16 protein-coding genes are annotated in these 20,698 nt (G+C 64.3%); 7 read left to right on the top strand and 9 right to left on the bottom strand.

Annotation, left to right across the window (positions count from 1 at the left end):
- Nucleotides 1-81 precede the first annotated feature (81 nt).
- From D6Z43_RS20370 to uvrD, 3 genes are all read right to left on the bottom strand, one after another.
- Complete coding sequence (locus tag D6Z43_RS20370) at nt 82-942, bottom strand: Tim44 domain-containing protein (RefSeq protein WP_120653873.1); 861 nt, start codon at nt 940-942, stop codon at nt 82-84.
- A 124-nt stretch (nt 943-1,066) separates the two neighbouring features.
- Entirely contained in the window at nt 1,067-1,642 is a 576-nt protein-coding gene (locus tag D6Z43_RS20375; RefSeq protein ID WP_120653874.1) for a TetR/AcrR family transcriptional regulator, read from the bottom strand.
- A 153-nt stretch (nt 1,643-1,795) separates the two neighbouring features.
- On the bottom strand, nt 1,796-3,976 hold the full coding sequence (gene uvrD, locus D6Z43_RS20380; RefSeq protein WP_120653875.1) for a DNA helicase II: 2,181 nt from the start codon (nt 3,974-3,976) through the stop codon (nt 1,796-1,798).
- A 216-nt stretch (nt 3,977-4,192) separates the two neighbouring features.
- On the opposite strand from uvrD, the gene D6Z43_RS20385 reads away from it, so the two are divergent.
- Nucleotides 4,193-7,063 (top strand): bifunctional diguanylate cyclase/phosphodiesterase, encoded by a 2,871-nt coding sequence (locus D6Z43_RS20385; protein ID WP_120655321.1) that lies wholly within the window; start codon nt 4,193-4,195, stop codon nt 7,061-7,063.
- 40 nt (nt 7,064-7,103) lie between these two features.
- On the opposite strand, the gene yegQ is transcribed toward D6Z43_RS20385, so the two are convergent.
- Together yegQ and zwf are read right to left on the bottom strand one after the other, a co-directional pair.
- The gene (gene yegQ / locus D6Z43_RS20390) at nt 7,104-8,429 is read right to left on the bottom strand and encodes a tRNA 5-hydroxyuridine modification protein YegQ (RefSeq protein WP_120653876.1); all 1,326 of its coding nucleotides are present in this window, start codon (nt 8,427-8,429) and stop codon (nt 7,104-7,106) included.
- Between the two features lie 203 nt (nt 8,430-8,632).
- Entirely contained in the window at nt 8,633-10,057 is a 1,425-nt protein-coding gene (gene zwf / locus D6Z43_RS20395; protein ID WP_218569251.1) for a glucose-6-phosphate dehydrogenase, read from the bottom strand.
- Between the two features lie 196 nt (nt 10,058-10,253).
- Here zwf and hexR point away from each other — a divergent pair, with 196 nt between their 5' ends.
- Nucleotides 10,254-11,120: a transcriptional regulator HexR gene (hexR, locus tag D6Z43_RS20400; RefSeq protein ID WP_120653878.1), complete on the top strand. Its 867-nt coding sequence runs from the start codon at nt 10,254-10,256 to the stop codon at nt 11,118-11,120.
- Nucleotides 11,121-11,166: 46 nt separating this feature from the next.
- Here hexR and D6Z43_RS20405 read toward each other — a convergent pair whose 3' ends face one another.
- Entirely contained in the window at nt 11,167-11,541 is a 375-nt protein-coding gene (locus D6Z43_RS20405; protein ID WP_120653879.1) for a co-chaperone YbbN, read from the bottom strand.
- 190 nt (nt 11,542-11,731) lie between these two features.
- Here D6Z43_RS20405 and D6Z43_RS20410 point away from each other — a divergent pair, with 190 nt between their 5' ends.
- Nucleotides 11,732-11,953 (top strand): PA3496 family putative envelope integrity protein, encoded by a 222-nt coding sequence (locus tag D6Z43_RS20410; protein ID WP_120653880.1) that lies wholly within the window; start codon nt 11,732-11,734, stop codon nt 11,951-11,953.
- Here the strand turns inward: D6Z43_RS20410 and D6Z43_RS20415 are convergent.
- Nucleotides 11,895-12,842: a LysR family transcriptional regulator gene (locus D6Z43_RS20415; protein WP_162945907.1), complete on the bottom strand. Its 948-nt coding sequence runs from the start codon at nt 12,840-12,842 to the stop codon at nt 11,895-11,897. The two genes, D6Z43_RS20410 and D6Z43_RS20415, sit on opposite strands and share 59 nt — an antisense overlap.
- A 201-nt stretch (nt 12,843-13,043) precedes the next feature.
- Between D6Z43_RS20415 and D6Z43_RS20420 the strand changes: the two genes are divergently transcribed.
- From D6Z43_RS20420 to D6Z43_RS20435, 4 genes are all read left to right on the top strand, one after another.
- Entirely contained in the window at nt 13,044-14,459 is a 1,416-nt protein-coding gene (locus tag D6Z43_RS20420) for an acetyl-CoA carboxylase biotin carboxylase subunit (protein ID WP_120653882.1), read from the top strand.
- Nucleotides 14,460-14,475: 16 nt separating this feature from the next.
- Nucleotides 14,476-16,281 carry a sodium-extruding oxaloacetate decarboxylase subunit alpha gene (oadA, locus tag D6Z43_RS20425; RefSeq protein ID WP_120653883.1) on the top strand — a complete coding sequence of 602 codons (1,806 nt, stop codon included), beginning with the start codon at nt 14,476-14,478 and terminating at the stop codon, nt 16,279-16,281.
- 285 nt (nt 16,282-16,566) lie between these two features.
- The gene (locus D6Z43_RS20430; RefSeq protein WP_120653884.1) at nt 16,567-17,007 is read left to right on the top strand and encodes a CBS domain-containing protein; all 441 of its coding nucleotides are present in this window, start codon (nt 16,567-16,569) and stop codon (nt 17,005-17,007) included.
- Between the two features lie 141 nt (nt 17,008-17,148).
- Nucleotides 17,149-17,946 carry an EAL domain-containing protein gene (locus D6Z43_RS20435; protein ID WP_120653885.1) on the top strand — a complete coding sequence of 266 codons (798 nt, stop codon included), beginning with the start codon at nt 17,149-17,151 and terminating at the stop codon, nt 17,944-17,946.
- 217 nt (nt 17,947-18,163) lie between these two features.
- On the opposite strand, the gene D6Z43_RS20440 is transcribed toward D6Z43_RS20435, so the two are convergent.
- Nucleotides 18,164-19,147, bottom strand: a complete 984-nt coding sequence (locus D6Z43_RS20440) for an asparaginase (protein ID WP_120653886.1) — start codon at nt 19,145-19,147, stop codon at nt 18,164-18,166.
- A 96-nt stretch (nt 19,148-19,243) separates the two neighbouring features.
- Nucleotides 19,244-20,683: a sodium:alanine symporter family protein gene (locus D6Z43_RS20445; protein ID WP_120653887.1), complete on the bottom strand. Its 1,440-nt coding sequence runs from the start codon at nt 20,681-20,683 to the stop codon at nt 19,244-19,246.
- Nucleotides 20,684-20,698: the final 15 nt, after the last annotated feature.

A 20,698-nucleotide genomic window follows, 5' to 3' on the forward strand; every position in this document is an offset into this window, starting at 1 on the left:
GGCGTTGGCGCAGAGGTGGCGGTCGCCATCAGTGAAACGAAAAACCCGGGACAAGCCCGGGTTTTTTCATTGCAGAAGCAATCAGTTCTGACGGATGCCCGCCACCAGCCAGGGCTGGTTTTCGCCATTTACGCGCTCCATGCGCCAGCTTTCGCTGAACACTTCGCCCTGGTCGAAACGCGAGGACTTGGAGACACCGTTGAAGGTCAGGGTGGCGACGGTCTTGTCGCTCAGCTCATCGATGCCGTCCAGTTGCACCTGGAGGTTGTCGATATAGGTGGACTGGTAGGCATCGCCCAGGCTGGCGCGCTCTTCCTTCAGGAAGCTCAGCATCTGCGGGGTGACGAACTCGGCGATCTTGTCCATCTCGGCCGCGTCCCAGTGCTGTTGCAGGGCCACGAAGTGCTCGCGGCCGGCTTCGATGAAGCGCTGCTCGTTGAACCAGCTCGGCGCGTTGAAGGCAGGCTGAGCCACCGGGGCGGAGCTGCCGAAGATCGACGGCTGCTGTTGCGGCATCTGCGGCATTTCACGCTGGAACGGCGCATGGCCGGCCATGGCGGGGCGGCCCTGCTGCTGGGCGCGCTTGCGGGCGGCCAGGAAGCGGAAGATCAGGAAGGCGATCAGGCCGATGATCAGGAAGTCGAAGATTTGCATGCCGTCGAAGCCGTCACCCATGAACATCGAGGCGAGCAGGCCACCGGCGGCGATGCCGGCCAGCGGGCCAAGCCAGCGGGATGCACCGCTCGCGGCTGCGGCGGGCTTGCCAGCTGCGGCAGGGGCGGTGGCGTTCGGGGCTTGCTGGGCGGGAGCCGCCTGGCGGGTCTGGTGGGTCGGCGCGGAGCCGAAGGACTTGCCGCCACCCATACGCTTGGCGGCGTTGACATCCAGGCTGAGCGTCAGGCCGACGCAAAGGGCCAGGGCAATACTGAGAAATCGGCGCATCAGAGGCTTCTCTTGGTTATGAATCTACGCGCGCCATGCTGCACAGTCAGTCGCGCGATAGCTAGGGGCAGAGTGTTTCGGGATTTTGTCGTACAGCTCTGTCGGCCTTTTCCGGGCATGCCGTTCATCTGCGCAGTAGGAACACCAGTGGGCCGCAGCGCAACTGACGGCGTAGCAGGGCGCGCAAATCTGCTTCGTCTTCCAGCGGATGGCGCAGCCAGTGGACGAAGGTGCGCAGGTAGGCTCCGGTGAGCAGGCTTTCCTCGGCGATGCGGCACAGGTGCAGGGTTTCCCGCTGCGCCGCCTCGCGCCACCACTGCACGGTACGGCTGACGCGTAACAGTCCCAGCACTTGCAGGTGGATATGCCCGGGCTCGAGCTTGTAGAGCAGCATCTGCGCGGTAACCGCGCGGTGCGGCGCCAGCGCGCCAAGCCAGGCCATCAGCAGTTCCTCCAGGCGCCTCTCCGCGCCCAGGGCCGCCAGGTCGCCGCCTTTGCTGCGCTCCAGCAGAGCCAGGTCGGCGCGGTCGAACCAGGCCTCTACCAGGTCATCCTTCTGTCGATAATGCTTGGCGATGGCGTCGAGGCTGACGCCGAGTTCATTGGCTACCTCGAACAGGTGCAACCGTTCCCAACCACTGGTATCGGCCAGGTTCAGGGCGCAATCGAGAATCTGCTGGGCGCTGGGTGAGCGGGGCATGGACGTTCCTCCGCCACTCAGTATGGCCAAGCGCGCGGCGGCGGCAGAGGCATCGGACGGGCGGAGAGTCCGTGGAGCTTCAAAACCAGTTGGAGCGAATTCATTCGCGAATGAATTCGCTCCAACAGAACAGGCGGCGGGAGAGCGTCCCGGTCAGAGCGGCTGCAGCTTGGCGTACGCCAGCATCAGCCACTTGCTGCCTTCGCTCTCGAACTTCACCTGCACCCGGGCCTGGGCGCCGGCGCCTTCGAAGTTGAGGATGGTGCCCTCGCCGAACAACGCATGCTGCACTCGCTGGCCCAGGGAGAAGGGCGTTTCCGGCACGGCGGCACCGTCGAAGATGGAGCCGTGGCGGCTACCGCTCCCCATGGGACGGCTGATGCTGTTGTTCAGGCGCACTTCACGAATCAGCTGCGGCGGCACTTCGCGGACGAAGCGCGAGACCTTGTTGTAGGTCTCGCTGCCGTAGAGCCTGCGGGTTTCGGCGTAGGTCAGGACCAGGCGCTGCATGGCACGGGTGACGCCGACATAGGCCAGACGGCGCTCTTCTTCCAGGCGGGTCGGGTCTTCCATGCTCATCTTGTGCGGGAACAGGCCTTCTTCCATGCCCACCAGGAATACCAGGGGGAACTCCAGACCCTTGGCGCTGTGCAGGGTCATCAGCTGTACGCTGTCCTCGAAAGCGTCGGCCTGGGTTTCCCCGGCCTCCAGCGAGGCGTGGCTGAGGAAGGCCTGCAGCGGCGTGAGGTCGTCCTCGGGCTCTTCGTTCTCGAAGGCGCGGGCGGCGCTGACCAGCTCTTCCAGGTTTTCCACCCGGGCCTGGCCCTTCTCGCCCTTCTCGTCCTTGTGGTACGCCACCAGGCCACTCTGCTCGATGACCGTCTGGGTCATCAGGTGCAGGGGCATCTCCAGGCACTTCGCGGTCAGGTTCTCGATCAGCTCCATGAAGGCCGCCAGGGCGCTGGAGGCGCGACCGGCCAGGGCCTTGTTGGCGATCATCAGGCGCATCGCTTCCCACATCGAGACTTCGTTGACGCGGGAGAACTCGCGGATGCTCTCCACGGTTTTCTCACCGATACCGCGTGGCGGCACGTTGATTACCCGCTCCAGCGCCGCATCATTGCCACGACCGTCGAGCAGGCGCAGGTAAGCCATGGCGTTCTTGATCTCGGCGCGCTCGAAGAAGCGCTGGCCGCCATAGATGCGGTAGGGAATCTTCTCCCGCAGGAGGGCCTCTTCCAGCACCCGCGACTGGGCGTTGGAGCGATAGAGGATGGCGATTTCGCTGCGGGCCATGCCGTCTTTCAAGGCGCTCTCGATGCTCTCCACCACGTAGCGGGCTTCGTCGTGCTCGTTGAACGCGGCATACAGGCCAATGGGTTCGCCGTCTTCGCCCTCGGTCCAGAGCTCCTTGCCCAGGCGCCCTTGATTGTTGGCGATGAGGGCGTTGGCGGCCTTGAGGATGCCTGCGGTGGAGCGGTAATTCTGCTCCAGGCGAATCACCTCGGTATCCGGGAAGTCGCTGGAGAACTGCTGGATGTTCTCGATCCGCGCACCGCGCCAGCCATAGATCGACTGGTCGTCGTCGCCCACCACCATCAGGCTCTGGCCACCCTTGGCAAGCAGGCGAAGCCAGGCGTACTGCACGGCGTTGGTGTCCTGGAATTCGTCCACCAGCACATGGCGGAAGCGTCGCTGGTAGTGCTCCAGCAGGCTCGGACGGTCGCGCCAGAGGTCAAGGGCGCGCAGCAGTAGTTCGGAGAAGTCGATTACCCCGGTGCGCGCACAGGCGGCTTCGTAGGCTTCGTAGATCTTCAGCATGGTGCCGAGGAACAGGTCGCCGCCGGCCTGGATGTGCTGCGGACGGATGCCCTCGTCCTTCTGTCCGTTGATGAACCACTGTGCCTGACGTGCCGGCCAGCGCTGCTCGTCGAGGCCGAGGTCGCGAATCACCCGCTTGACCAACCGCTGCTGGTCGTCGCTATCGAGGATCTGGAAGTTCTCGGTCAGGCCCGCTTCCTGCCAGTGGGCGCGCAACAGGCGGTGCGCCAGACCGTGGAAGGTGCCGACCCACATGCCTGCCGGGTTGATCCCCAGCAGTTGCTCGATGCGCTGGCGCATTTCGGCCGCGGCCTTGTTGGTGAAGGTCACCGACAGGATCGAGTGCGGCGAGGCCTGCTCCACCTGGATCAGCCAGGCGATGCGGTGCACCAGCACGCGAGTCTTGCCGGAACCGGCGCCGGCAAGCACCAGTTGACGCCCCAGCGAGGCCGCTACGGCCTGGCGTTGAGCGTCGTTGAGGGAGTTCAGGAGGAGGGAGAGATCATCATGCATCGCGGCATTCTATTGGCGCGGCTGGGGGAGGGCAAACCGATGACCGGATGGTCAGCCGGATGGTCGCCGATCCGTGCGGCCGAGACCCTCCGAAAGTTGGGGGACGCTCATCCGGAACCTCGCACATAAAGCTATTGCAGCGACTCACCGCTCGGGTAAGCTCCGGGCTCGCTTAGGCAGACCACTACAAAAAAAGCGCCTATGACCGCCAATTCAATGCCCGCAGACCAGGCGTCTTTCCTGGTCGACAGCCGTGAGATCCGCCAGCAGTTCGCGACCGACATTGCGGCCGAGCGAACGCGCCTCCTTTATCAGGGCTCACAGGTCCCGACCCTGTTCATGCTGCTCAACGGCCTCGCCTGCGCCTACCTGCTCTGGGGGACCGGCAACGGCCTGCTGCTTGGCGGCTGGCTGGTCTGGCTCGTCCTGCTGGCCGTCCTGCGCCTGACCCAGGTGGCCGCCTTCAACAAGACACTGCCGTCGAAACAGGCCTGCCCGCGCTGGCGCCACGCCTTTCTGCTGGGGGCCGGCGCTTCCGGGCTGACCCTGGCTTTCGCCGCCGTGGCGCTGGTGCCGCCGGATGCATTCCTGACCCAGGCGCTGGTCTACGGGCTGATCGCCGCCGCGATACTCTCCGCCAGCGTCGCCTATGCGGTGAGTCTCTCGGCTTTCCTTACCTTCGCCCTGCCTTGTCTGCTGCCTTCCATTGCCTGGCTGCTGCTGGGGGATACCCCCCTGCTGCGCGGCTGGGGCGTGCTGGGCGTGATACTTGCCGCGTCGCTCATGGTGGTGGCCTGGCAGATCAACCGGCTGGTGCAGCGCAGCCTCCTGCAGCGGTTCCAGAACCAGGCATTGATCTGCCATCTCGAAGAAGCCAAGGCCCGCGCCGAGGGCCTCAACGGCGAGTTGGCTCGTGAAGTGGAGCAGCGCCGCCGTGCCGAGCGCGAACTGCGCCGTGCCCACGGTGAGCTGGAGATGCGCGTGGCCCAGCGTACGCTGGAACTGGCCGATGCCAGCCATGCTCTGGTCAAGAGCGAGGCACGCCTGGCCCTGGCCCTGGAAGCCAGCGAACTCGGCCTGTGGGACTGGAACCTGGAGACCGACGAAGTTCATCACACGCAGCTAAAGGCCATCTTCGGCATCGACGCGGAGGACGTGACCCGCGTGCTGAGCGACCTGAAGCCGCGCCTGCACCCGGACGACCTGCCGCTGCTACGCCGGACCCTGGTGGAGCATATGAAGGGCCGAACGGATGGTTACGCCATCGACTACCGGGTGCGCCACAACGATGGCCACTGGGTCTGGGTGGAAGACCGCGGCCGCGTGGTGGAGCGCGATGGAACCGGCAAGGTGCTGCGCATGCTGGGCACCCGCCGCGACATCACCGCGCGCAAGCACCAGGACGAGGAACAGCGCCTGGCGGCCACGGTGTTCGAGGCTGCCAGCGAGGGCATCGTCATCCTTGATCCCGACTATCGGGTGATCCAGACCAATGAAGCTTTCAGCCAGGTCACCGGCTATCGCCAGGACGAAGTGATCGGGCGCAGCGTCGCAACCCTCATCGGCAACCGCGAAGCCCGCCGCCGCTACTACCTGATCCGCGAAGAGCTGGAGCAAAGCGGCAGCTGGCAGGGCGAGCTGATGGACACGCGCAAGAGCGGTGAACTCTATCCGCAATGGCTGCAGCTCAACGTGGTGCGCGACTCGCGGGGCAACGTCAGCCACATCGTCGGCTTCTTCGCCGATCTCACCTCCCGGCGGGAGGCCGAGGAGCGCCTGCGCTACCTGTCCAACTACGACGAACTCACCGGGTTGGCCAACCGCACCCTGTTCAAGGACCGCCTGCACGAGGCCAGCCAGCGCGCGCGGCAGAGTGGTCGCAGCCTGGCCTTGTTGCACATCGACCTGGATCGCTTCAAGGTGCTCAACGACAGCCTCGGCCATGAAGTGGCCGACCAGCTGCTGCGTCAGGTCAGCCGTCGGCTGACCCAGGCGGTGCCGGAAGCCGACACCATCGCGCGCCTGTCTGGTGACGAATTCGCGGTGATCCTCGACGCCTATGGCAGCCTTTCCAGCCTGGCGCGCCAGGCCAGTCGCCTACTCGGCAAGCTGCGCATGCCGATTACCGTGGGGGGCCACGAGCTGGTCATCAGCGGTTCGCTGGGCATCAGCCTGCTACCGGACAACGCCCGCGACATTTCCGCCCTGATCAGCCAGGCCAACATGGCCATGCAACATGCCAAACACCTGGGCGGCAACACCTTCCAGTTCTTCACCGACAACCTCCAGGCCTGCACCCTGGAGCGCCTGCAACTGGAGAACCAGCTGCGCAAGGCCATCGAGGAAGGCCAGCTGGAAGTCTTCTACCAGCCCAAGCTGGGCCTGGCCGACAACAGTCTGAATGCCGCCGAGGCGCTGGTGCGCTGGCGTCATCCGCAGCAGGGGCTGATCCCACCGGGGGACTTCATCGGCCTGGCCGAGGAGACCGGGCTGATCGCGCCCATCGGAGAGTTCGTATTGCGCCAGGCCTGCCAGCAGGCCCGTGAGTGGCAGCGACAGGGGCTGGCCGACATCCGCGTTTCGGTAAACCTGTCGATGCACCAGCTGCGCCAGGGCAACCTCGTCAGCCTGGTGCGCCAGGTGCTGGAGGAAACTGGCCTGCAGGCCCGCCTGCTGGAGTTGGAGCTGACCGAGAGCCACCTGCTGGAAAACGTCGAGAACGTCATCGCCACCTTCCACCAGCTACGGCAGCTCGGCGTAAAACTGGCCATCGACGATTTCGGCACCGGCTATTCATCCCTGAGTTATCTCAAGCGCTTCCCGGTGGACTACGTGAAGATCGACCAGACCTTCATTCGCGACCTCTCCGCCGGCAGCGAGGATGCGGCCATCACCCGCGCAATCATCGCCATGGCCCACAGCCTGGAGCTGAAGGTGGTGGCCGAGGGCGTGGAAACCCAGGAACAGCTGAACTTCCTGCGCAGCCAGCGTTGCGACGAGATCCAGGGCTACCTGATCAGCCCGCCGGTGGAAGTGCCTCAGTTCGTGCGGCTGCTCAGGGAGCAGGCAACGGCGCTCTGGCACTGACGCGGTCCGCAGCGGTGCGCGCGGCGTCCCCCATCCGGCCTCAGGCGCTTGCAGCGGTGCGGCTGTTGCCGGTGCTGAACCAGCGCATCAGCAGCGCATTTTCCAGTGGCAGGTCTTCCGGCAGCGGCAGGTAAAGGGTGTGGCCGTCGCCTGGGGCCACTGTCTTGCGCTCGCCGAAGCGGTTTTCCAGGGCTTCCAGCTTGAAATCCACATTGCCTCGCGGCGTCATGAGTTGCAGGCGGTCGCCTACTGCGAAATGATTCTTCACGCGCACTTCCGCGAGCCCGTGACGCACCACCCCGGTCAGCTCCCCGACGAACTGCTGGCGCTCGGCAAGGGAGTAGCCGTGCTCATAGTTCTGGTACTCGTCATGCACGTGGCGGCGCAGGAAGCCTTCGGTGTAGCCGCGGTTGGCCAGTGATTCGAGGTCGTCCATCAGGGTGCGGTCGAAGGGGCGCCCGGCACAGGCGTCGTCGATGGCCTTGCGGTAGGCCTGGGCGGTGCGCGCCACATAGAAGTGCGATTTGGTGCGGCCCTCGATTTTCAGCGAATGCACGCCCAGCTGCAGCAACCGCTCCACGTGGTGCACGGCGCGCAGATCCTTGGAGTTCATGATGTAGGTGCCGTGCTCGTCTTCCCAGGCGGACATCAGCTCGCCTGGACGGTTGGCCTCTTCCAGCAGGACCAACTGCTCGCTCGGCGCGCCGCAACCAAGCGTTGGCACCAGTTGGCCCAGCTCATCCTCCTGCGCGGGCTTGGCGCCGTACTGCCATCGGCAGGCGTTAGTGCAGGTGCCCTGGTTGGGATCGCGGTGATTGAGGTAGCCCGACAGCAGGCAGCGGCCGGAATAAGCCATGCACAAGGCGCCGTGGACAAAGACTTCCAGCTCCATGCCCGGCACCTGCTGGCGGATTTCGCCGATTTCCTCCAGGGACAGCTCCCGCGACAGGATCACCCGGCTGAGCCCCTGCTGCTGCCAGAATTTCACACTGGCCCAGTTCACCGCGTTGGCCTGCACCGAGAGGTGGATGGGCATCTGCGGGAAGTGCTCGCGCACCAGCATGATCAGGCCGGGATCGGACATGATCAGCGCATCTGGCCCCATGGCGATGACCGGCTCCAGGTCCTTGAGGAAAGTGCGCAGCTTGGCGTTGTGCGGGGCGATGTTCACCACCACGTAGAAACGCTTGCCGGCGGCATGTGCTTCGGTGATGCCAAGAGCCAGGTTGGCGTGGTCGAACTCGTTGTTGCGTACCCGCAGGCTATAGCGCGGCTGGCCGGCGTAGACGGCGTCGGCGCCGTAGGCGAAGGCGAAGCGCATGGCCTTGAGGGTACCGGCGGGGGAAAGCAGTTCGGGACGGTGCATGGCGCGGCTCGCGGAGGAGGGCAAAAGACGCGCGATTCTAGGGATAGGGCGAGAGGGCTTTATTGCTCTGGAGCAATGGGTAACGCCAGGTGTCGCGCTTGCGAGGGCGGAGGTCGTTTTCGGTAGGGTGCGCTGTGCGCACCGGAGAGCTTGCACGGGAATCTCCGGTGCGCACCGCGCACGCACCTTATGGAAGGTCGCGTTCAGTCGTGCCAGGCGCGCTGGTGCAACTCCAGCAGGCTGTGGGCCTGTTCCGGTCCGGTGGAACCTGCAGGGTAGGGGCGCGGGCTCTGGTAGTACTCGTGCCAGCCTTCGAGGATCGGGTTGATCCAGCGCCAGGCGGCTTCGACTTCGTCGCGGCGCATGAACAGCGTCGAATCACCTTCGATCACGTCCAGCAGCAGGCGCTCGTAGGCGTCCCAGCGGCGCTGGTGGCTGAAGGCCTTGGCCAGGTTCAGGTCCAGCTCCACCGGTTCCAGGTTCATGCCTTTTCCCGGCGTCTTGGCCATCAGTTGCAGACTGATGCGTTCCTCCGGCTGCAGGCGGATCAGCAGGCGATTGGCCTCGCCATCGGCGAACAGGCGGTGAGGCACCGGCTTGAACTGGATGACGATTTCCGAGTATTTGCGCGCCAGGCGCTTGCCGGTGCGCAGGTAGAAGGGCACGCCGGCCCATCGCCAGTTGTCGATCTCCACCTGCACGGCGACGAAGGTCTCGGTGTCACTGTCGTTGTCGACGTTCTTCTCGAAGTAGTAGGCCGGCACTTCCTGGCCACCGATCTTCCCGGCGCTGTACTGGCCGCGCACGGTCTTGTCGCGTACGTCCTGCCCAGAGATGGGTTTCAGTGCTTCGAGGATTTTCACCTTCTCGTTGCGCACAGCCTCGGCGTCGAAGCGTACTGGAGCTTCCATGGCCACCAGGCAGAGCAGCTGCAGCAGGTGGTTCTGCACCATGTCGCGCATGGCCCCGGAGCGGTCGTAGTAGGCACCGCGGTTCTCCACGCCGAGCGTCTCGCAGACGCTGATCTGTACATGGTCGACGTGCCCGGCACGCCAGATCGGCTCGAACAGGCCGTTGGCGAAGCGCAGCGCCATGAGGTTCTGCACGGTTTCCTTGCCCAGGTAGTGGTCGATGCGGAACACCTGGGATTCATCGAACACCTTGCCGATGGCGGCATTGATCGCCTGGGCCGACTCCAGCGAATGGCCGATCGGCTTTTCCAGCACGATGCGTGACTTCGGGGTGGCCAGCCGGGCAATCGACAGGTGCGCGGCGATATCTTCGAACAGGTCGGGCGCGGTGGCCAGGTAGTAGACCCGCCCACAGCCGGGGTCGGGCCCGAGGTAGCGGGCCAGGCGACCGAAATCGGCGCTCTGGGAAACGTCCATGGCGAAGTAGTCCAAGCGCTCGGCAAAGCTGCTCCAGCCCTCGGCGGTAAAGTCCGCGCGAGCCACCTGGGCCCGGCAGCGGCGCTCGGCGAGGGCGCGGTAGCCGTCACGATCGAGGGTGTTGCGGGCCAGGGCGAGGATCCGCATCTGCGGATGCAGGCGCCCTTCGCGATGCAGGTGATAGAGGGCCGGAAGCAGCTTGTGTAGGGCGAGATCGCCGGTGCCGCCGAAGACGAGCATGTCGCAGGAGCTGGTCAAGGATGCGCTCTCCCTTCCTTGCACGCGGAGAAATAGTGGTTCAACTGGGCGGAAAAGCGGTTCATGTAGTATAACTACAAGGCCACTACAGCCTGATTCCGCCGATCATAACCGAGTCGCGCGTCGTTGCATGACTGAAGAAAGCGGCGAAACCCCCATTCCAGACAGAGCCTGCCCTGTGAACCTGCTGCAACATATCGCCCAGTCGCGTCATCTGCTACGCAAGTCGGAACTGAAAGTCGCCGACCACGTCCTGCTCGATCCCGCTGCGGTCATGCACAGCTCCATGGCCGACCTGGCCCAGGGCGTCGGGGTCAGTGAGCCAACCATCGTGCGCTTCTGCCGCGCCATCGGTTGCGGTGGCTTCCAGGACCTCAAGCTGAAACTGGCGCAGAGCCTGGCCGCCGGTGCCAGCTTCGGCCAGTTCGCGATCCACGAGGACGACTCGGTCGCGGACTTCAGCCTGAAGATCTTCGACACCACCCTGCACACCCTGATAGAAGTCCGTGAGAAGCTCGACCCGGAAGCGCTGCAGCGTGCCATTGGCGCCTGTGCCCAGGCCCAGCGCGTGGAGTTCTACGGTTTCGGCGCATCCGGCGCGGTGGCGGCCGACGCCCAACACAAGTTCTTCCGCCTGCTGCTGACCGCGGCGGCCTATTCCGACCCGCACATGCAGGCGATGTCGGCGGTCACCCTGAAGCCTTCGGATGTGGCCATCTGCATTTCCCAGTCGGGCCGTTCCAAGGACCTGCTGATCACCGCCAACCTGGTGCGTGAAGCTGGCGCCACCCTCATCACCCTGTGCCCGAGCCAGACCCCGCTGGCCGACCTGGCCACGGTAAACCTCGCCATCGACGTGCAGGAAGACACCGAGATCTACACCCCGCTGACCTCGCGCATCGCCCACCTGGTGGTGATCGACGTGTTGGCCATGGGCGTCGCCATGGCCCGTGGTCCGACCCTGGTCAACCACCTCAAGAGCGTGAAGCGCAGTCTGCGCAGCCTGCGCCTCTCACCCAAGTCGGTGAAGAGCGCCGAGGACTGAGTCGGCGCCTGATCGAGCGAGACGTCGGCTTCCGGCGCGCAGACGATCAGGCCAGCCCCTGCCTCACCAGCAACCGCTCTATCGCTTCGATGAATGGCCCACTGCCTGGCCAACTGGTAATCCGCCCCAACGGTCGACCGTGGTAGAGGGCTATGAACGTGGGCACCCCGTGCAACCCGAAGCGCAGTGCCAGCGCCGGGTCTTCGTCCACTTCGTCATGCAACCAGCGCACCTGGGGCCACTGGCAGCGCTCCTGGATGCGCAGCAAGTCGTGCTTGGCCACGTCGCAGAGAGGGCAGTCGTCCTGCCACAGGTAGAGCAGCACCAGTCGTTGGCGTTCGCTGGCCAGTACGTCATCGAGAATGCTGGCGCGCACCCGTTGGATCGGAAAGCGTTGGAAGAATTCGACGGCATTGCTCATGGCGTCCTCCAGCGGCGTCGCCCCGTAATTGCTGAGCAAAGTCGCGCGGTGACGGTCTGTCCAGCTATCGCGCCGATAGCCTGAAACCTTCGTTTCACCACAGATTCACCGAGCCTTCGTGAAAGCGTCACAGGCGCGGACGATCCTGCGCCTGTCAGCCTGCTTCCTAACCCACCCAGGGAGAGATGCCATGCAACGCGTTCACGATGATTCAGCCCATCTGGACAGCAAGACCCGGCGCAAACTGGAGGACCAGCGGCGTATGCAGTATCGCCGCGCGATTGAAGACCGCGCCGAACAGCGTCGCCTGCAGATGGAGTGTTCGGACTACCCCTACCCCGAACTGATCGCCGCTAATTACCTGTTGTCGTCAAAGGCAGTGCGCCGGAAAAGCGGTGCGAAAGTGCGCTGATCTGTGCGCGTTCTTCGCGGATAAAGGCCAGAAACGCCTGGGCGACCGGCGATAGCCGCTTGCCCTTGGCATGCACTGCGCACCAGCTGCGATACAGTGGCAGTTCCTCCACTGGCAGCTCCCGCAGCAACCCGGTCGCCAGCTCCAGGCTCACCGCATGGCGCGGGATCAGGGCGATGCCAAGATCGGCCACCACGCATTCCTTCTGCGCATCCAGCGAGGCCACTTCCATGGTCTGCGCGAAGTGCGCGCGCTTCTGCTGGAAGTACTCCTCGCAGGCCTTGCGGGTGCCCGAGCCGGCCTCGCGGACCAGCAGCGTGTAGGGCTCCAGGTCCTTCAGGGTCAGTTTCGCGACGTTGGACAGCGGGTGGCTGGGCGGCGCCACCGCGACTATCGGGTTGTTCAGGAAGGGGAGGAACTCCAGGGCCATGTCCTGGGGCACCAGGGACATGATCACCAGGTCGTCACGGTTGTCCGAGAGACGTTTGATCACCTGCGCGCGATTAGTCACCACCAGGTGCAGGCTGACGTCCGGATGCTGCTCGCGGAAGGCCGCGAACAGGTGCGGCGCGAAGTACTTGGCGCTCGATTCCACTGCCAGGTTGAGCTGGCCCTGCAGTGAGCCCTGCAGGTCCGACAGCTGCATGTCGAGACTGGCCAGGCGCTGGAAGATATCGCTGCTGGCGCGCATCAACGCCTCTGCAGCATCGGTCACGTAGAGCTTCTTGCCGACGTACTCGAACAGCGGCTGGCCCACCAACTCCTCGAGCTGGCGGATCTGCAGGCTGACGGCCGGCTGGGTCAGCGCCATCTCCTCGGCCGCCCGGCTGTAGGAGCGGCTTTCGAACACCGCACGGAATACCTGGAGCTGGCGCAGCGTCATACGCAGCAGGGTCTTGCGCATCGATTTTGGCCTCGAGGGATGGGCAGGGTTGCTGACTATAAGCTCAACCTAATGGATACCCCAATAATTATTGATTGGGGTTATTCCCATCTGCGGCGTAGGGTAATGACGCGACCGCTACACGACCTGCGGTCATCCAACGACCGGCCCAGCCGTTCGCCTGTTCACTTGGTCGAGGGACAACTCGTGATCAAGAAAATCCTGATCGCCAACCGCGGTGAGATTGCCGTCCGCATCGTGCGCGCTTGCGCCGAGATGGGCATCCGCTCGGTGGCCATCTACTCTGATGCCGACCGGCACGCCCTGCACGTGAAGCGTGCCGACGAAGCCCACAGCATTGGTGACGACCCGCTGGCCGGGTACCTGAACCCGCGCAAACTGGTGAACCTGGCGGTCGAGACCGGCTGCGACGCCCTGCACCCGGGCTACGGTTTCCTCTCTGAAAACGCCGAGCTGGCGGACATCTGCGCCGAGCGCGGGATCAAGTTCATCGGCCCGAGCGCCGAAGTGATCCGTCGCATGGGTGACAAGACCGAAGCCCGCCGCAGCATGATCAAGGCTGGCGTGCCGGTCACCCCCGGCACCGAAGGCAACGTCGCCGACCTCGCCGAAGCGCTGCGTGAAGCCGAGCGCATTGGCTACCCGGTGATGCTGAAGGCCACCTCCGGTGGTGGCGGTCGCGGCATTCGTCGCTGCAACAGCCGCGAGGAACTGGAACAGGCCTACCCGCGGGTGATTTCCGAAGCCACCAAGGCCTTCGGTTCGGCGGAAGTCTTCCTCGAGAAGTGCATCGTCAATCCCAAGCACATCGAAGCGCAGATCCTCGCCGACTCCTTCGGCAACACCGTGCACCTGTTCGAGCGCGACTGCTCGATCCAGCGTCGCAACCAGAAGCTCATCGAAATCGCCCCGAGCCCGCAGCTCACTCCCGAGCAGCGTGCCTACATCGGCGACCTCGCAGTGCGTGCGGCCAAGGCCGTGGGCTACGAGAACGCCGGTACCGTGGAGTTCCTGCTCGCCGAGGGCGAGGTGTACTTCATGGAGATGAACACCCGCGTGCAGGTGGAACACACCATCACCGAGGAAATCACCGGTATCGACATCGTCCGCGAGCAGATCCGCGTCGCCTCCGGGCTGGAACTGTCTGTCAAGCAGGACGACATCATCCATCGTGGCTTCGCCCTGCAGTTCCGTATCAACGCCGAGGACCCGAAGAACAACTTCCTGCCGTCCTTCGGCAAGATCACCCGTTACTACGCTCCCGGCGGTCCCGGTGTGCGTACCGACACCGCGATCTACACCGGCTACACCATTCCGCCGTACTACGACTCCATGTGCCTGAAGCTGATCGTCTGGGCACTGACCTGGGAAGAAGCCCTGGACCGCGGCCTGCGCGCCCTCGATGACATGCGCGTGCAGGGTGTGCGGACCACCGCGCCGTACTACCAGGAAATCCTGCGCAATCCCGAGTTCCGCAGCGCCGAGTTCAACACCAGTTTCGTCGAGAGCCATCCGGAGCTGACCCAGTACTCGATCAAGCGCAACCCGTCGCACCTGGCCATCGCCATCGCCACCGCCATCGCCGCCCACGCCGGCCTGTAGGGGAAGGATTCAGAACATGAGCAAGAAGATTTCGATCACCGATACCATCCTGCGCGATGCGCACCAGTCCCTGCTGGCCACCCGCATGCGCACCGAAGACATGCTTCCGATCTGCGACAAGCTCGACAAGGTCGGCTACTGGTCGCTGGAAGTCTGGGGCGGCGCCACCTTCGACGCCTGCGTGCGCTTCCTCAAGGAAGACCCATGGGAGCGTCTGCGCAAGCTCAAGGCCGCCCTGCCCAACACCCGACTGCAAATGCTCCTGCGCGGCCAGAACCTGCTGGGCTACCGCCACTACAGCGACGACGTGGTACGCGCCTTCGTCGCCAAGGCCGCGGTCAATGGCATCGATGTGTTCCGCATCTTCGACGCGATGAACGATGTGCGTAACCTGCGCGTCTCCATCGAAGCCGTGAAGGCTGCCGGCAAGCACGCCCAGGGCACCATCGCCTACACCACCAGTCCGGTACACACCATCGACGCCTTCGTTGCCCAAGGCAAAGCCATGGCCGACATGGGCGTGGACTCCATCGCCATCAAGGACATGGCGGGCCTGCTGACCCCGTACGCCACCGGCGAGCTGGTGAAGGCGCTGAAAGAGGCGCTACCGCTGGATGTGGTCGTGCACTCCCACGACACCGCCGGCGTGGCCAGCATGTGCCAGCTCAAGGCCGTGGAAAACGGTGCTGACCGCATCGACACCGCGATCTCCAGCATGGCCTGGGGCACCAGCCACCCGGGTACCGAGTCGATGGTCGCCGCTCTGCGCGACACGCCTTTCGACACCGGCCTGGACCTGGAACTGATCCAGGAAATCGGCATGTATTTCCACGCCGTGCGCAAGAAGTACCACCAGTTCGAAAGCGAATTCACCGGCGTGGATACCCGCGTGCAGGTCAACCAGGTTCCGGGCGGCATGATCTCCAACCTGGCCAACCAGTTGAAGGAACAGGGCGCCCTGAACCGCATGCCGGAAGTGCTGGCGGAAATCCCGCGTGTTCGCGAAGACCTCGGCTTCCCGCCCCTGGTCACCCCGACCTCGCAGATCGTCGGTACCCAGGCGTTCTTCAACGTGCTGGCCGGTGAGCGCTACAAGACCATCACCAACGAGGTGAAGCTCTACCTGCAAGGCCGCTACGGCAAGGCGCCTGGCCAGATCAACGAGCAACTGCGTCGCCAGGCCATCGGCAACGAAGAAGTCATCGACGTGCGTCCGGCGGACCTGCTCAAGCCGGAGCTGAACAAGCTGCGCGAAGACATCGGCAGCCTCGCCAAGTGCGAAGAGGACGTGCTGACCTTCGCCATGTTCCCGGACATCGGCCGCAAGTTCCTCGAAGAGCGTGCCGCCGGCACCCTGAAGCCGGAAGAACTGCTGCCCATGCCCAACGGCAAGGGTGCGGCCCCGGTCGGCGGCGAAGGCACTCCGACCGAGTTCGTGGTGGACGTGCATGGCGAGAGCTACCGCATCGACATCACCGGTGTCGGCGTGAAGAGCGACGGCAAGCGCCACTTCTACCTGTCCATCGACGGCATGCCGGAAGAAGTGGTATTCGAGCCGCTCAACGAGTTCGTCGCAGGCTCCGGCAGCAAGCGCAAGAGCGCCAGCGCACCGGGCGATGTCAGCACCACCATGCCGGGCAACATCGTCGATGTGCTGGTGAAGGAAGGCGACCAGGTGAAAGCCGGTCAGGCCGTGCTGATCACCGAGGCCATGAAGATGGAAACCGAAGTCCAGTCGCCCATCGACGGTGCCGTCAAGGCAGTCCATGTGGCCAAGGGCGACCGCGTGAACCCGGGCGAAGTCCTGATCGAAATCGCCTGATTGCTCCGGCGATAGTCCCCGTAGGGAGCCGCAAGGCTCCCTTTTTTTGTGCCTGGGAAACGGGCAGACGATCGTTCCGTAGAGCGATTTCAATCTCCATGGCGCTCCGAGGGACTGCCTTGCTGAGCCTGCAGGGCGACTGAACTCGCTCCCACCGGCACCTGGCAACCCGCTTCTGCCCATCAATGAAATTTTCAATAGCTACCATGCAAATCTCTTCTTGGCGCCGCGGTCACGACCGCGCGCATTCTGGCCTTCCAGCCAACGCTACCGGAGGGATTACAGATGAAGACCGTCGCACAGATGCTCCGCGCCAAGCCGCGGCAGAACGTCCACACCATTGATGTCGCAGCGCCGATGCTCGAGGCGTTGCGAATGATGGCCGAACTGAACATCGGCGCTTTGCCGGTGACCGAGGGCGGACACCTGGTCGGTATCGTCAGCGAGCGCGACTACGCGCGCAAAGGCGTGCTGCAGGGGCGCTCGTCCGTGGCGACCGTGGTGCGTGAGTTCATGACCGAGCCGGTGCTGACGGTGACTTCGAAGCAGAGTATTCGTGAATGCATGTCGCTGATGACCGAGCAGCACATGCGCCACCTCCCGGTAGTGGAAGACGGTGAGTTGGTCGGCCTGCTGTCCATCGGCGACCTGGTGAAAGAAGCCATGGCCGAGCAGGACGACCTGATCCTGCATCTGGAGCAGTACATCCGCGGTGAAGTGGCCTGAGTCCGCAGGAAGCCCGGCCCCTCGGGGCCGGTAGCCCTTATCCGTCCAGGGCGCTGGCCCGAAATGAAGATTTCTGATTTCCATCAACGGGAACCGGGCGCCTAGCCTGCCGGCTCTTTTCGAGCTGCGGGTACCCGCCCCATGTCCCTTCCTTCCAATCGCCAGGGCGGCACCACGTTCCCCGCCCGACCCTTGACCGCAGCCCGCATGGGCGAAGTCAGGCTGCAACCGATCAAGGACCGACAAGACCGGGTCGTCGGTTTTGAAAGCCTCGCCCGTTTTGCGTTCGACTCCTTCATCAAAAGCACCGAAGATGCCATCGCCAGGCTGCCGCAGGACGACCTGCAGCGGCTCACGCGCGAGCTGCTCCAGGGGGTACGCATCCGCTGCATGCTCAATCGCAGCTATACCCGCTATCTGCACGACACCCAGGCCGGCAGCCTACCGGTTCGGCACTTCGTCAATGTCGAGAAGCGAAGTCTGGCGGAATCGGAACTGGTCGAAGATCTCATCGAAAGCGCTGCCGACTTGCGCTGCTCCGGTGCCCTGCTGGTGGTCGAAGTCACGGAGCGCCCAACGGTTTGCTTCGACAGCTTCAGGTCCTACATGAAGGGCCTGATGCGCCTGAAGGAGGAAGGCGTGCTGGTGGCGCTAGACGACTACGACCTCGGCCGCCCGGCCCACTGGGAACTCGACCTGGGCCTGTGCGATGTCGTGAAGCTCGACCTTGCGGAACTGGGTGTTCCGCAGCATGAGGATGGGGATTTTCTGTCCAGCCGCTACGCCGTGCTGGGCGAAAGGCTGTACGACTTCATTCATCGCTATCAGGTGGACCTGGTGGCGGAAAAGATCGAGACCGGCTGGCAGCACGAGGTCGCCAAGGGGCTCCCGTTCAAGCTGTTCCAGGGCTATCGCCTCGGCCATCCGGTGCGGATGTAAGCCGTCGCGGCAGCCTTCTCATGCATGCCCGATCCGGACCGGGTGGCCAGCGCGGTGCCGTTGCTTCGCTGCTGCTCGACATCGGCCTGATTGCGGCGCCACTGCGAGCGCCGGACAAGCGCCATCCACCCTTGTATCTCGACTGTCGTCCTGCCAAGGGGCGAATTCATTCGTCAAGGGCAGCTCCGCTGCCCCCAACGATGCTTATGGTGAGTGTTCAGTCCACCATTTCCCCACAGAGGTCCACCGCGAACCACTGCTCCACCTCGGCCTGGCGCAAGCCGGCACCGAGCAGGGCGAACAATTTGCCCAGGGCCGCCTCGCGGGTCATACCGCCTGCGGGTACCAGGCCGGTGGCCAGCAGTTGGCTGCCGGCAGCATAGACACCCGCTTGCACGTGCCCAGCCGGGCACTGGCTGGAGGCGACGAGCACCACGCCGCGCTGGTGGGCGGCGTGCAACGTATCGAGCAGCGCCTTGTCGTCTGCCGGGCCGGTGCCACTGCCATAGCACTCCAGCACCAATCCCTGCACACCACTGGAAAGCAGCGCTTCCACGTGACTGGCCGCAAGACCGGGGAACAGCGGGAGTACCGCGAGGTTCACCGGCTGGCGCGAGACGCGGAAGCCGAGGCCGGCTGGAATGACGTCGGCACGTTCACCCATGCGGGTTCGCGGAAACACGGTGAACGCGTCGAAAGCTTCCGAGCGCAGCTTGCTGGCGCGGGCGCCATGCAGCAGCTCGCCATTGAAAAAGAGTTGCACACCAGGCGCGACTCCGGCCTGGAGTGCGTGGATGGCCCCCAGCAGGTTGGGCCAGGCATCGCTGCCCTCGCTGCCAGCCGGCAACATGGCGCCGGTCAGCACCACGGGGACGGGCAAGCCAAGAAGCAGGAAGCCGAGGGCCGCCGCGCTGTAGGCCAGGGTGTCGGTGCCGTGCAGAAGGAGCACGCCGTCGTGGCCGCGCTCCACCGCGTCGACGATGGCCTCACGCATGGCCAGCCAGTTGGCCTGGCGCATGTTGGCGCTGTCGATCAGCGGCAGCAGTTCCTGGAAGCTCCAGTCCAGTGCCAATCCCTGGCCGTCCAGCTGCTCGCGCATGCGTGCCTCGAATCCACTGGCCGGAGCGAGGCCTTCGGGAGTCTGCAGCATGCCGATGGTGCCGCCGGTGTAGAGCACGAAGAGGTTCTTCACAGCATTCATGGGTGTGGATAACTCGGAAAAGCAAAGGTGCAGATACGACAGTGCCGCTCCCCGCGTCAGCGGAGGAGCGGCACCAGGTCTTGCTGGTACAGCGAATCAGCGATGGCTCTGAGCCAGTTTGCCTGCCGCTTCGGCAATGGAGGTTTCCGCCTTTTTGTTCCAGGCGTCGTGGTCGATGTCCAGGTCGGTGAACTTGCTGGCGTCGAACACTGGCTCTTCCACGCCGGCCTTAATCTGGGCGTCGTAGTCGTGCATCAGGCGCATGCCGATCTTGAACAGAAGCGCGATGGCCACCAGGTTCACCAGGGCCAGCAGACCCATGGTCACGTCGGCGAAGCCGAACACGGTGGACAGGTCCTGCATGGAACCCCACAGCACCAGGGCCATAACCAGCACGCGGTAGGCCTGGAGCAGGATGCGCTTGGTGCTGAAGAAGCTCAGCGCGTTCTCACCCAGGTAGTAGTTGTACACCAGGGTGGTGAACACGAAGAGCAGCAGCGCCACGCTCACGAAGATGCGGCCCCATTCGCCGACTTCCGCCGCCAGGGCGGTCTGCGTCAGCACGACGCCAGCCATCTCGCTGCCCGGCTGGTACACGCCGGAGAGCAGGATGATCAGTGCGGTGCTGGTGCACACCAGCAGGGTGTCGATGAATACGCTGAGGGACTGCACGATGCCCTGGGCAGCCGGGTGTTTGACCTCGGCTACGGCGGCTACGTTGGGCGCGCTGCCCAGGCCCGCTTCGTTGGAGAACAGGCCGCGCTTCACACCCATCAGGATGGCTGCGCCCACGCCGCCGGCAAAGGCAGGCTCCAGGCCAAAGGCACTCTTGACGATCAGGGCCAGGGTCGCCGGCACTTCGGTGAAGTTCATGCCGATTACCACCAACGCCATCAGGATGTAGGTACCCGCCATGATCGGCACGAGGACGTCAGCCATCGCGGCGATGCGCTTGATGCCACCGAACACGATCAGGCCGATAACACCCACCAGGGCGACTCCGCTGATCCAGGTCGGCAGACCGAAGGTGTCATGCAGCGAGGTGGCCACGGTGAAGGATTGCACGGCGTTGAAACCGAAGCCGAAGGTCACCAGCAGCAGGATCGAGAAGATCACCGCCAGCCAGCGCTGGCCGAGGCCATGCAGGATGTAGAAGGCCGGGCCGCCACGGTAGGTGCCATCGGCTTCGCGACGCTTGTAGAGCTGGGCCAGGGAGCACTCGAAGTAGCTGGTCGCCATGCCAAGCAGCGCCACGACCCACATCCAGAACACCGCGCCTGGACCGCCGAGCATGATGGCGACCGCGACACCGGCGATGTTGCCTGCGCCCACGCGGCCTGCAACTGACAGCATCAGGGCCTGGAAGCCGCTCAGTTGGCCTTCCTTGCGCTGCAGCGCCTGGCCGAAGATGCGGAACATGTCGCTGAAGTAACGGAACTGGACAAAACGGGAGCTGATGGAGAAGAAAAGACCGAGTCCGACAAGGACTACGATCAGCAATTTGCTCCAGAGGAGGTCATTGAGGAAATCGAGCATGGCGATTCACCTGAT

Origin of the sequence: Pseudomonas sp. DY-1, from assembly GCF_003626975.1 — a bacterium.
In the GTDB taxonomy this organism is placed as follows: Bacteria; Pseudomonadota; Gammaproteobacteria; order Pseudomonadales; family Pseudomonadaceae; genus Metapseudomonas.

Bases quoted from the DNA above. Each gene is read 5' to 3' on its own strand.
- D6Z43_RS20370 (WP_120653873.1), bottom strand. From the start codon at position 942: ATGCGCCGATTTCTCAGTATTGCCCTGGCCCTTTGCGTCGGCCTGACG.
- D6Z43_RS20375 (WP_120653874.1), bottom strand. From the start codon at position 1,642: ATGCCCCGCTCACCCAGCGCCCAGCAGATTCTCGATTGCGCCCTGAAC.
- uvrD (WP_120653875.1), bottom strand. From the start codon at position 3,976: ATGCATGATGATCTCTCCCTCCTCCTGAACTCCCTCAACGACGCTCAA.
- D6Z43_RS20385 (WP_120655321.1), top strand. From the start codon at position 4,193: ATGCCCGCAGACCAGGCGTCTTTCCTGGTCGACAGCCGTGAGATCCGC.
- yegQ (WP_120653876.1), bottom strand. From the start codon at position 8,429: ATGCACCGTCCCGAACTGCTTTCCCCCGCCGGTACCCTCAAGGCCATG.
- zwf (WP_218569251.1), bottom strand. From the start codon at position 10,057: ATGCTCGTCTTCGGCGGCACCGGCGATCTCGCCCTACACAAGCTGCTT.
- D6Z43_RS20405 (WP_120653879.1), bottom strand. From the start codon at position 11,541: ATGAGCAATGCCGTCGAATTCTTCCAACGCTTTCCGATCCAACGGGTG.
- D6Z43_RS20410 (WP_120653880.1), top strand. From the start codon at position 11,732: ATGCAACGCGTTCACGATGATTCAGCCCATCTGGACAGCAAGACCCGG.
- oadA (WP_120653883.1), top strand. From the start codon at position 14,476: ATGAGCAAGAAGATTTCGATCACCGATACCATCCTGCGCGATGCGCAC.
- D6Z43_RS20430 (WP_120653884.1), top strand. From the start codon at position 16,567: ATGAAGACCGTCGCACAGATGCTCCGCGCCAAGCCGCGGCAGAACGTC.
- D6Z43_RS20435 (WP_120653885.1), top strand. From the start codon at position 17,149: ATGTCCCTTCCTTCCAATCGCCAGGGCGGCACCACGTTCCCCGCCCGA.
- D6Z43_RS20440 (WP_120653886.1), bottom strand. From the start codon at position 19,147: ATGAATGCTGTGAAGAACCTCTTCGTGCTCTACACCGGCGGCACCATC.
- D6Z43_RS20445 (WP_120653887.1), bottom strand. From the start codon at position 20,683: ATGCTCGATTTCCTCAATGACCTCCTCTGGAGCAAATTGCTGATCGTA.